Origin of the sequence: Abyssisolibacter fermentans, assembly GCF_001559865.1 — a bacterium.
GTDB lineage: Bacteria > Bacillota > Clostridia > Tissierellales > MCWD3 > Abyssisolibacter > Abyssisolibacter fermentans.
The window spans coordinates 116,120-127,524 of record NZ_LOHE01000002.1; the positions used below are offsets into that span (position 1 = coordinate 116,120).

The following is an 11,405-nucleotide window of genomic DNA, read 5'->3' on the forward strand; positions in this document are numbered from 1 at the left end:
AGGATTTAAAATGGCTAAAATAATAGGTATTGATTTAGGAACAACTAACTCATGTGTAGCAGTTATGGAAGGTGGAGAACCATTAGTTATAGCTAATGTAGAAGGAAATAGAACAACACCATCTATAGTGGCATTTACTAAAGATGGAGAGAGATTAGTAGGGGAAACTGCTAAAAGACAAGCTATAACAAACCCTGATAGAACAATTGCATCTATTAAAAGAAATATGGGTACAGATTATAAAGTGAAAATAGATGATAAAAATTTAACTCCTCAAGATATTTCTGCAATGATTTTACAAAAACTAAAAAGCGATGCAGAAAATTATTTAGGAGATAAAGTAACTGATGCAGTTATAACAGTGCCAGCATATTTTACTGATAGTCAAAGACAGGCAACAAAAGACGCTGGTAGAATAGCCGGATTAAATGTACAAAGAATTATAAATGAACCAACTGCCGCTTCATTAGCATACGGTTTAGATAAAGATGATAATCAACATAAAATAATGGTATTTGACTTAGGTGGAGGTACATTTGACGTTTCAATATTAGAGCTTGGTGATGGAGTATTTGAAGTTATTTCTACAAAGGGAGATAATCACTTAGGTGGAGATGATTTTGATCAAGTTATTATGGATTACTTAGCAGAAAATTTCAAAAAAGAATATGGCATAGATTTAAGAAATGATAAGATGTCATTACAAAGACTAAAAGAAGCTAGTGAAAAAGCTAAAAAAGAATTATCTACTGTAATGACTACAAACATTAATTTACCATTTATAACTGCTAATCAATCTGGACCATTACATTTAAATATTGATTTAACAAGAGCTAAATTTGAAGAACTTTCAGCAAGTTTAGTAGAAAGAACATTAGGACCAACTAGAAATGCATTAAAAGATGGAGGATTAAATCCATCAGATATAGATAAAGTAATATTAGTAGGTGGATCAACAAGAATACCTGCTGTACAAGAAGCAGTTAAAAAATTAACTGGCAAAGATCCTCATAAAGGAGTTAATCCTGATGAATGTGTAGCTTTAGGAGCAGCAATACAAGCTGGTGTATTAAGTGGAGAAGTAAAAGACGTCTTGTTACTTGATGTTACACCATTGTCATTGGGTATTGAGACTTTAGGTGGAGTTTGCACTAACTTGATTGAAAGAAATACTACAATACCAACAAAGAAAAGTCAAATATTCTCAACTGCAGCTGATAACCAAAATGCTGTTGATATACACATATTACAAGGCGAAAGAAAAATGGCAGCTGACAATGTAACATTAGGAAGATTCCAATTGTCTGGTATAGCTCCAGCTCCAAGAGGAATACCACAAATTGAAGTAACATTTGATATAGATGCAAATGGTATTGTAAATGTATCTGCTAAAGATTTAGGAACTGGTAAAGAACAAAAAATTACAATAACAGCTTCTACTAATTTAAGTGAAGAAGATATCAAGGCTAAAGTTCAAGAAGCTGAATTACATGCTGAAGAAGATAAGAAGAAAAAAGAGAAAATAGAAACTATTAATAATGCTAATTCTTTGGTTTATCAAACAGAAAAAACACTAAAAGATTTAGAAGGAAAAATATCAGAAGATGAAAAAGCTAAAGTTCAGGCTAAAGCAGAAGAATTAAAGAAAGCTTTAGAAACAGATAATGTAGATGAGATAAAAGCTAAGACAGAGGAATTAACAACTGAATTCCATCAAGTATCACAAAAAATGTATGAGCAAGCAGCGGCTCAACAACAAGCTGGGCAAGCTCAAGGACAACAGCAAGGACCACAGCAAGGTAATGCTGGCGCTGCTGACGATGATATTGTAGATGCTGATTATGAAGTAGTAGATGATGATAAGTAAATAAGATATACCAAAGCTAAATCTTAAGATGGTTTGGCTTTGGTTTTTGGTTATAAAAATAACTTGATTGTTCATGTACTTGAATATATCCTATATGCTATAATTAGACTAAAGCTATAGTTTGGATATAATATTTGATTTTCTATGGATAATCTAATCATAGATATGAAAAGGTGGTAAAATGGGAAAAAGGGATTATTACGAAGTTTTAGGGATTCAAAAAGGAGCAAATGAGCAAGAAATTAAAAAAGCATTTAGAAAATTAGCTAAACAATATCACCCTGATTTAAATCCTGATAATAAAGAAGCTGAAGTGAAATTTAAGGAAATAAATGAGGCATATGAAGTATTAAGTAATTCAGATAAAAGAAAAAGATATGATCAATTTGGTCATGCAGGAGTGAATGGTCAAGCTGGTGGCGGATTTGGTGGCCAAGGGTTTGATGGCTTTGGAGATATTTTTGGCGACATTTTTGGAGATATCTTTGGAGGAGGTTTTTCTTCATCAAGAAGCAGTAAAACTGGTCCTAGAAAAGGTCCTGATTTGAAATATAGAGTTAATATATCATTTAAAGAGGCAGCTTTTGGAACAGACAAAAAAATTGAAGTTACAAGATCAGAGAATTGTAAAGAATGTAATGGTACAGGTGCTAAACCAGGAACAAGCAAAAAAACTTGTTCTACATGTGGTGGAAGTGGAGAAGTTAGATATTCACAAAATACACCATTTGGACAGTTCGTTAACGTTAAAACATGTGAGGCTTGTAATGGTACAGGAGAGGTTATTGAAACTCCATGTAAAGCATGTAGAGGAACTGGTAAGCAGAAAAAAACTAAGACAATATCTATAAAAATTCCTGCTGGTGTAGATACAGGTTCAGTAATTCCTCTCAGAGGTGAGGGAGAGCTTGGAGAAAGAGGAGGAAGTAGAGGGGACTTATATATTTATATAAATGTATTATCTCATAAAATATTTAAAAGAGAAGGTAATGATGTTATTTGTGAATATCCAATAACATTTGTTCAAGCTACATTAGGAGATGAAGTAGAAGTACCAACTTTAGATGGAAAAGTTAAATACAAAATTCCAGAAGGAACGCAAACAGGTACAGTTTTTAGGCTTAGAGGTAAAGGTATACCTAGCTTAAGAGGTTATGGTAGAGGGGATCAATATGTTAAAGTAAATATTGAAGTTCCAAAAAATCTTAATAAAAAACAAAAGGATATCTTGAGAGATTTTGCTAAAGAGGCTGGAGAAAAAGTCTATGAACAAAAAAGGAGTTTCTTTGATAAAGTGAAGGATGTTTTTGGAGCATAAAAATACAAGTAAATCATTCCATTATGGGATGATTTTTTGTTAAACAAAGAAGAAAGATATAGTTTTTGCTTTGTGTTATTATCTTTGTTGCCTAATAAAGCACCATGTTGACTGGTTTTTTAAACCAATATAGGGTATAATAAATAAACAAGACATGTTAATATTAAACTCAGATTATTCATAGATATTAAAATATATTAAACATACCGTGATTTACCATATATAAGAAATATATGGATAATATTAAATTAATGTATAATCAGGGTTAAAATAAAAGGATGTGAAATTATGAAGTGGATTGAGGTCCAGATAAAAACAACTACTGAAGCTGTCGAAATTGTGTCTAATATTTTATATGAGGTTGGAATTGGAGGTTTAGTTATAGAAGATCCAAATGATATTATAGCAAGTAGTGAGAATGAATCATGGGATTATATTGACTCAAAACTACTGGACCAAGATTTTGAAGGTGTAATAGTAAAGGGATATTTTGAAGAAAGTGAAGATTTAAAAGATAAGATTGAATTAATAAAAGAAAATGTTGAAAAAATACCGCAATATTGTTTAAACAAAGGATTGGGAGAAATAACAGAAGTAACAACTACCGAAATAGAGAATCAAGATTGGTCAAAAGTATGGAAAAAATATTATAAACCAAAGAAGATAGGCGAAAAAGTTGTTATTAAGCCTTCATGGGAAAAATACCAAAAGAAAGATGATGAATTAATTATTGAAATAGATCCCGGTACTGCTTTTGGAACTGGGACACATGAGACAACAATAATGTGTATTAGACAATTAGAAAAACACGTTCATAATTTAGATACAGTTATAGATGTAGGTTGTGGGACAGGAGTGCTTTCTATAGGTGCTGCTAAGTTAGGAGCGATAAGTGTAGTTGGTGTTGATTTAGATGAAGAGTGTGTAAAAGTAGCTAGAGAAAACGTGAGAAAAAACGGTGTAGCAAATGTAGTTCAGATTAAGAGTGGAAACATGCTTGATAACATTGATTGTAAAGCAAATATAGTAGTAGCAAATATAGTAGCAAATATTATAAATGTAATTTCTAAAGATATTGATAAATTTTTAGAAGATGATGGAGTATTCATAGCTTCTGGAATAATAATTGATAAATTGAAAGAAGTAAAAAACGAATTAGTTAAAAATGGTTTAAAAATCATAGATGAAACAGTAATGGGTGAATGGGCTTGCGTAGTATCAAAAATAAATGAGGTAACATATGAATAGATTTTTTGTTGATAAAAACTATATTGATGATAATAAAGTAGAGATTTATGGAGATGATGTAAAGCATATAAAAAATGTCCTAAGATTAAAAATAGGTGATAAAATCTCGATATGCGATGGACAAAATAATGAATACATAGCCAAGATATGTAACATCAATAAGACATTAGTCTTATGTGATATTATCTCTAAATGTGATATTAGTAGAGAAAGTAATATTAAAATTACATTATTTCAAGCTCTAACAAAAGGACAAAAAATGGATTTAATAATTCAAAAAGCTGTGGAACTTGGTGTATATCAAATATATCCTGTACAGATGAAAAGATGTGTATCGAAAATAACTGATCTAAAAAAAGAAAATAAAAAAGTAGAGAGATGGAATAGAATAGCTTATGAAGCAGCGAAGCAAAGTAAAAGAGGTTTTATACCGAAAATTAATGAAGTAATATCTTTTATGCAAATGACGGAATTGTTTAATGCTTTTGATAATGTTATAGTACCATATGAAAATGAAAAAGATACTGGAATTAAAGATGTTTTAAAAAACATAAATACTGATAGTATATGCGTTATTATTGGTCCTGAAGGTGGATTTGAAGAAGAAGAGATTCAAATATTAGAGAAAAAAAATTCATCAATAGTAACATTAGGTCCAAGAATACTTAGAACAGAAACAGCAGGGTTTGTTACTATATCTGCTATAATGTATGAACTTGGAGATTTAGGGTAGAATAATACTTTCATTAAATGAATTAAAAAAGAGAAACTTGTTGTTTAGGCTTGTCTCAAAATTGCAAATTTGGATTTTGTTGAAAATTATGTTTTTTCCTCAAACTTCAATCGTTTTTGAAGATAAACTAGTTGACATTTTGAGACAGGCCTATAAATACTTAACAAGTTTAATTTTAACGAACCATTGTTTAAAGTTTATAAAATAATATTATTTTGTTTATTTAAAAATATAAGCAAAATTATGGAGTGAAGATTTTCTGCTTTGATTGAAAATACTGAAAAGCACATTAATTACTATTCTTAATGCTTAATTCTTAGGTTTCAGCTTTTTTAAACAAAGAACCAAAATTTATTTGATATGAATCGCTTACTCCTAGAAACAAAGTGAGTAGGAGTTTCATTCTTAATTAATTCTCATATAGAATTCTCCATATTGCTTTCTCCAACTTTATTTCAAATTTAAATGATAATAAACTTAATAATAGTTTTATTGAGTTCTAGTATTTTTTTATAATTATGTATTACCACTATGAGTTGTATTATATGGCAAAAAAATATCTTCTAATGTGCAATTAAATAAATATGACATTCTCATACCTAAGCTAGCGCTAGGTCTTTTATACCCACTTTCTATTTGATACAGCATACTAGTGCTAATTTTTAGTTTTAGAGCAGCTTGTTTAACATTGTAGAAACCTGCTTTTTTTCTCAGTTTGGTAATATGATTAGCTATAACAATCATCCTCCCTTCGTAGACTCTTTATTCAATAATACAACTATTAGTGTTATTTTTCAAGACTCAAAATAATTCATAAAATGGAAATAGGTACCATTTACTTGATATTACTCAGAATACCTTTAAATAACATAAATTGTCATCGATGGTAATGTTGCTATTTTTATTACTATTAGTTATAATAATATTATGAACTAGCAGTGATAATTTATGGGGGTCAGGCATGATAGGTGAGAGAATTAAAAGTTTAAGAAAAGAAAAAAATATTACTCAAGTAGAACTTGGTAAGGCTGTTGGTGTAAGTACATCAATGATAGGAATGTATGAAACTAAAGCTCGAAAACCTAGCTATGAAGTATTACTTAAAATTGCTAATTATTTTGATGTCACTACAGATTATTTAATAGGCAAGGTTAACTATAAGCCAGATTTAACTAATGAGGAGTTAAAAGAGATAGGTGTAGAATATATTGCCTTAGCTAAAAAATTTAAGGATAATAATATAACACCTGAAGATATTGAAAAAATACTCAAAATAATAGATAATATTAAAAAATGATAAATTATACTTATTATTCCACGAAGCTTTAAATAGTACGCTGCCTAATTCTGAATTATGAGCAGAGAACTAAAATCTACGATTTTATGTGAATTGCTTACTTATTCTAAGAATGAGTTTCATTTAATACAGAGTATTTAATTTTCTGTGAATAATTTGGGTTTAGTAATATATTGTATAAATAAGATGGATCTTAAAACAGATTATTTCTAACTGAATCGATAGAAATTCTTAGAGTTGAATATATACTTGTATAAGTGTTATAATTACAGTGAATTTGTTATTTAAAAGAAAGATTATGAGACTAGCATACAAAAACGTTAGTCTCTTTTCATGAATGATTACGAATGCACATTAAGAGGTATAATATAAATATTGTATTATTAATTGGTTATGACAATAAGGTGTTAATTTTTAAAGATTACAGAAAATTATCCTATGAATAATCTGAGATATTGGATGTTTGGGAGGAATATAATGGTTAATAATGAAATTGCAGATATGCTACTTAACAATGAAGAATTTTACAAGCGATATTCAAGAAAAAAATTAGTAGCTATGTTTACATTAGGCTGCAAAGTCAATCAGTATGAAACTGAAGCTATGGCAGAATTATTTGAAAAAGCTGGTTATGAAGTTGTTGAACCCGAAAAGGGTGCAGACATTTATGTGATAAATACATGTACAGTGACTAATTTGGGTGAAAGAAAGTCAAGGCAATTTATCAGAAAAGCTAAGAAATGCAATAAAAACTCGATAATTGCAGTGGTAGGATGTTATTCTCAAATAGCACCAGAAGAAGTTAGTTCAATGAAAGATGTAGATATAGTTTTAGGAACTAATGATAGAAAGAATATCGTAGAGTATTGTGAGGAATTTTTGAAAGAAAAAAGAAAAATTAATGCAGTTAATGATATAATGGATATAGATGAGTTTGAAGAGCTATCAATAACTTCAATTAAGGATAGAACAAGAGCATATCTTAAAATACAAGAGGGATGTAATCAATATTGTTCATATTGCATTATACCATATGCAAGAGGAAGAATAAGAAGCAGAGAAATAGATAATATTAAAGCCGAAGTAAAAAAACTATGTGCTAATGGATTTAAAGAGATTGTGTTAACAGGAATACATATTGCATCCTATGGTAAAGACTTAAATAAGGGCAAATTAATTGATGTTATTGAGCAGATACATGATACAGATGGATTAGAGAGAATAAGATTGGGTTCATTAGAACCAAATTTAATCACAGAAGATTTTATGCAAAGAATTCATAAGTTACCAAAGGTTTGTGATCATTTTCATTTATCCTTACAAAGTGGTTGTGACAAGATCTTAAAAAGGATGAATAGAAAATATACAACTCAGCAATATAGTCAAAATGTTGATACAATTAGAAAATATATGCCTAATGCTGGAATTACTACTGATATCATAGTTGGTTTTCCTGGAGAGACTGATGAGGATTTTAAAATCACTTGTGAATTTGCAAAAAAGATAGGTTTTTCAAAGATTCATGTATTCAAATATTCTCCTAGAAAGGGGACTCCAGCAGCTTCTTATAAAGAACAGGTGTTAAATAGCGTGAAGACTGAAAGAAGCAAAATTCTTACAGATATTGCTAGAGGATTAACTATGAAATTTTTAAATAAATTTATTAATTTAGAGGTAAATGTATTATTTGAACAAGCTTATGGTAATGATATTATTAAAGGACATACAAAAAATTATATTGAAGTAATAACAAAAGGAAATGTATCTAAATTACATAGTATTTATAATTTGAAGATAGATGCTATTGATGGAGAGATGTTGACAGGAACTATTATTGAATAGTAATAATTATTTTATAAATAAATAGGATTTAAAATGATTAGGATTATATAAAATCCAACAGACAACAAAATATTGAAGTTTATAGTAGAAATCTATATAAATAAAGGAATTTACAGATTATTTATAGAATATGATATATTGAATGTGTAAAAACCTTATGCAGGAACCCAAATTTTGATTTGGAGTAAAATAATTACTCCTACAAAGAAACATTAGGAGTTTTATTTAAAAGGAGGTGAGATATATGTCAGACTGTCTATTTTGTAAGATTATAAATGGCGAAATACCTTGTGATAAGGTGTTTGAAAATGAAAAAGTTCTTGCATTCAATGATATAGATCCGCAGGCTCCCGTACATATATTAGTTATACCTAAAGTGCATATAGAGTCTCTAAATGATATAAATCAAGATAATTGCGAAATTATTAAAGAAATACATCTTGTTATTAAAAAAATAGCAAAGGATTTAAAAATAGATAGAGATGGATATAGAGTAATAACTAATTGTGGAGAATTAGGTGGGCAGAGTGTAAAGCATTTACACTATCATGTTTTAGGTGGTAGAAATTTAAAATGGCCTCCAGGTTAATTCATATTTGCATTTAACTAAAATTTGAGGTATAATGATTTAGTGCCTATTTTCATTTACTGCATCCCTAAGGTGGAATATAGCAGTAAGCGAGGGGAGGGAGAAGTTCATGGCAGAGATTAAAGTAGGGGAAAATGAAACTCTAGATAATGCTCTTAGAAGATTTAAAAGACAATGTTCTAGAAGTGGAGTACTATCTGAGCTTAGAAAAAGAGAGCATTATGAAAAGCCCAGCGTAAAGCGTAAGAAAAAAGCAGAAGCGGCTAGGAGAAAGAATAAAAGAAGATAAGAGGTGAAATTTATGTCTCTTAAAGAAAAGCTTATGGATGATTTGAAGCAATCTATGAGACAAAAGAATAAACTTCGAAAGAATGCTATAACAATGGTTAGAGCTGGAATTAAGCAAAAAGAGGTAGATGAGAGAATACAGTTAAATGATGAACAAATTATAGAAATCATTTCTAAGCAAGTTAAGCAAAAAAAAGATTCCATTGAAAGTTTTGAAAAAGGTGGAAGAGATGATTTAGTAGAAAATACTAAAAAAGAAATTGAAATTCTAATGGAATATCTACCAGAACAGTTGTCTAATGAAGAAATCGAGGCTATAGTTAAAGAAGTTGTACATGAAGTTAATGCTACTAGTATGAAAGACATGGGTAAGATTATGGGTAAATTGATGCCTAGAATCAAAGGAAGAGCAGACGGTAGCGTTGTTAATAGTTATGTTAAGCAAATATTAGGATAATCATATAAGACCTGAGTACATATTATGTATTCAGGTCTTATTTAATATTCAAAAAATTTATAAAAATGCATTTAATAAACAAGTAGCAGCATTTATTATGAATTTAGGAAGATATTTTTATTATATTTGAAAAAAGTGATAAAAATTTTGGTTTTTGCTAATTTGAAGTTTAAATGTTAAATAATATTAATAAATGAAGGTGTTAACATAAGAATATATAATTATTTAAATAAGTAAATTCATACATTAAAGGGGGGCTTTGGTGAAACGAATAGCTTTATTACTAATTATTATGTTAGCTTTAACAAGTTGTACACCTCAAAATATTAAAAGGTATAATGATATTAACAATGATGATACATCAACACTTAAAGAACAAGAAAACCAAACGAATGATGAGAATGAGAACAGTGAAAATGTGGTTGAATTAAAAATAACTCGTCATCCTTCACCTCAAAATCTAAAAAAATGTTTTGATTTAAAAGAATTACCTAAATACGATGAAAATGCAAATTGGGTTTGGCAAGTAGATTTACGAAGTGGTGATTTATCAACATGGGATGTTAGCGATAGACTATATGATTTGATGAATTCACTTTTTGATAGTCAAACAATATGGCCTATAGAGCTTCCAAAAGGATTTGACCCAGATAAGATAATGGAAATTGGAAAGAATCCTGGATTAAATATTAGGAGTTTACATAATGAAGGTATTACAGGTAAAGGTGTTGGAATAGCTATTATAGATTATGCTTTACTAGTAGATCATGTTGAATACAAAGATAGATTAAAAATGTATGAAGAGATTCATCACTCTAGCAAGAGAGCTCATTTTCATGGACCTGGTGTAGCGTCATTAGTAGTAGGAAAAACAACAGGTGTAGCACCTGAAGCAGATTTATATTTCATTGCAAGTCAGAATTATGAGTCAAGTAAAAAAGAAAAAAAATTAATTACGAATTTCTCATATACAGCTCAATGCATTGAACGAATTATAGATTTAAATAAATCTTTAGAAAACGATAAAAAGATAAGAGCTATTTCAATATCTTCAGCATGGAATCCAGAAAAATCAAATGGTTATGAAGAAATGGTAAAAGCTATAGAAAAAGCAAATGATGAAGGCATTTTTGTTATATCATGTAGTTTGCCTCAATATAATGAAAAATTCCATTTTCATGGACTTGCTCGAGAGCCTATGAAGGACCCTGATGATTTTGAGTCTTATTCAATAATCCCATGGGATAAGTGGATTTCTAAAGTTAATCATGTTGATGATTATGATGAGTTTTATGCATCAGAGTTTGACAAAATAAAAGAGAAACAAGTGTTGGCAGTTCCAATTGATAGTAGAGCCATAGCTGGTTCTTCAGGAAATGACGATTATGTATTTTATCGAGAAGGTGGCTGGAGCTGGGCTGTACCATATATTGCAGGATTATATGTATTGTCGTGTCAGGTTAAACCAGATATAACTCCAGAAATTTTTTGGGATGAAGCATATAATACAGGTATAGCAAGGGAAATAGAAAAGGATGGAAGTAAATATGAAACAAGAATAATAAATCCCGTTGATCTGATGAAAAGGTTAGAAGAATTAGAATAAAAAGGGGAATTCGTCTCAGAAATTTTTATTGTAGTTTGAGACAAATCCTTTATTTTATAACTATAAAAGTGCAAAAACACTAGAAAATTTTACGATTTAAAAACCAACCAATGCTTCCAAGTTTTTCTATAGTTAAAAATTAAATTATTTAAATTTATTT

The 11,405-nt window shown here is 29.4% G+C and carries 11 protein-coding genes; 10 read left to right on the forward strand and 1 reads right to left on the reverse strand.

What is annotated here, in order from left to right; all coding sequences use genetic code 11:
* The first annotated feature begins 10 nt into the window (after nucleotides 1-10).
* The 4 genes from dnaK to AYC61_RS00695 all read left to right on the forward strand — a co-directional run bounded on the left by dnaK (nucleotide 11) and on the right by AYC61_RS00695 (nucleotide 5,166).
* The gene (gene dnaK, locus AYC61_RS00680; protein ID WP_066495307.1) at nucleotides 11-1,867 is read left to right on the forward strand and encodes a molecular chaperone DnaK; all 1,857 of its coding nucleotides are present in this window, start codon (nucleotides 11-13) and stop codon (nucleotides 1,865-1,867) included.
* A gap of 181 nt (nucleotides 1,868-2,048) precedes the next feature.
* Entirely contained in the window at nucleotides 2,049-3,185 is a 1,137-nt protein-coding gene (dnaJ, locus tag AYC61_RS00685) for a molecular chaperone DnaJ (RefSeq protein WP_066495309.1), read from the forward strand.
* Between the two features lie 288 nt (nucleotides 3,186-3,473).
* A complete protein-coding gene (gene prmA, locus AYC61_RS00690; protein WP_066495312.1) occupies nucleotides 3,474-4,433 on the forward strand; it encodes a 50S ribosomal protein L11 methyltransferase in 960 nt (319 codons plus the stop codon).
* The gene (locus tag AYC61_RS00695; RefSeq protein WP_066495316.1) at nucleotides 4,426-5,166 is read left to right on the forward strand and encodes a 16S rRNA (uracil(1498)-N(3))-methyltransferase; all 741 of its coding nucleotides are present in this window, start codon (nucleotides 4,426-4,428) and stop codon (nucleotides 5,164-5,166) included. Before prmA ends, AYC61_RS00695 begins: the two co-directional genes overlap by 8 nt.
* A gap of 516 nt (nucleotides 5,167-5,682) precedes the next feature.
* Here the strand turns inward: AYC61_RS00695 and AYC61_RS00700 are convergent.
* Nucleotides 5,683-5,910, reverse strand: coding sequence for a helix-turn-helix transcriptional regulator (locus AYC61_RS00700; RefSeq protein ID WP_242866718.1), 228 nt, complete (start codon nucleotides 5,908-5,910; stop codon nucleotides 5,683-5,685).
* A gap of 217 nt (nucleotides 5,911-6,127) precedes the next feature.
* Between AYC61_RS00700 and AYC61_RS20495 the strand changes: the two genes are divergently transcribed.
* The 6 genes from AYC61_RS20495 (at nucleotide 6,128) to AYC61_RS00730 (ending at nucleotide 11,245) form a co-directional block, all read left to right on the forward strand.
* Nucleotides 6,128-6,463: a helix-turn-helix domain-containing protein gene (locus tag AYC61_RS20495; RefSeq protein WP_082759708.1), complete on the forward strand. Its 336-nt coding sequence runs from the start codon at nucleotides 6,128-6,130 to the stop codon at nucleotides 6,461-6,463.
* A gap of 477 nt (nucleotides 6,464-6,940) precedes the next feature.
* Nucleotides 6,941-8,305 (forward strand): tRNA (N(6)-L-threonylcarbamoyladenosine(37)-C(2))-methylthiotransferase MtaB, encoded by a 1,365-nt coding sequence (gene mtaB / locus AYC61_RS00710; RefSeq protein WP_066495319.1) that lies wholly within the window; start codon nucleotides 6,941-6,943, stop codon nucleotides 8,303-8,305.
* 244 nt (nucleotides 8,306-8,549) lie between these two features.
* Entirely contained in the window at nucleotides 8,550-8,894 is a 345-nt protein-coding gene (locus AYC61_RS00715; protein WP_066495322.1) for a histidine triad nucleotide-binding protein, read from the forward strand.
* Between the two features lie 109 nt (nucleotides 8,895-9,003).
* Nucleotides 9,004-9,183 (forward strand): 30S ribosomal protein S21, encoded by a 180-nt coding sequence (gene rpsU, locus AYC61_RS00720; protein ID WP_066495326.1) that lies wholly within the window; start codon nucleotides 9,004-9,006, stop codon nucleotides 9,181-9,183.
* 12 nt (nucleotides 9,184-9,195) lie between these two features.
* A complete protein-coding gene (locus tag AYC61_RS00725; RefSeq protein ID WP_066495329.1) occupies nucleotides 9,196-9,639 on the forward strand; it encodes a GatB/YqeY domain-containing protein in 444 nt (147 codons plus the stop codon).
* Between the two features lie 262 nt (nucleotides 9,640-9,901).
* Nucleotides 9,902-11,245 carry a S8 family serine peptidase gene (locus AYC61_RS00730; RefSeq protein ID WP_066495340.1) on the forward strand — a complete coding sequence of 448 codons (1,344 nt, stop codon included), beginning with the start codon at nucleotides 9,902-9,904 and terminating at the stop codon, nucleotides 11,243-11,245.
* The last annotated feature ends 160 nt before the right edge of the window (nucleotides 11,246-11,405 follow it).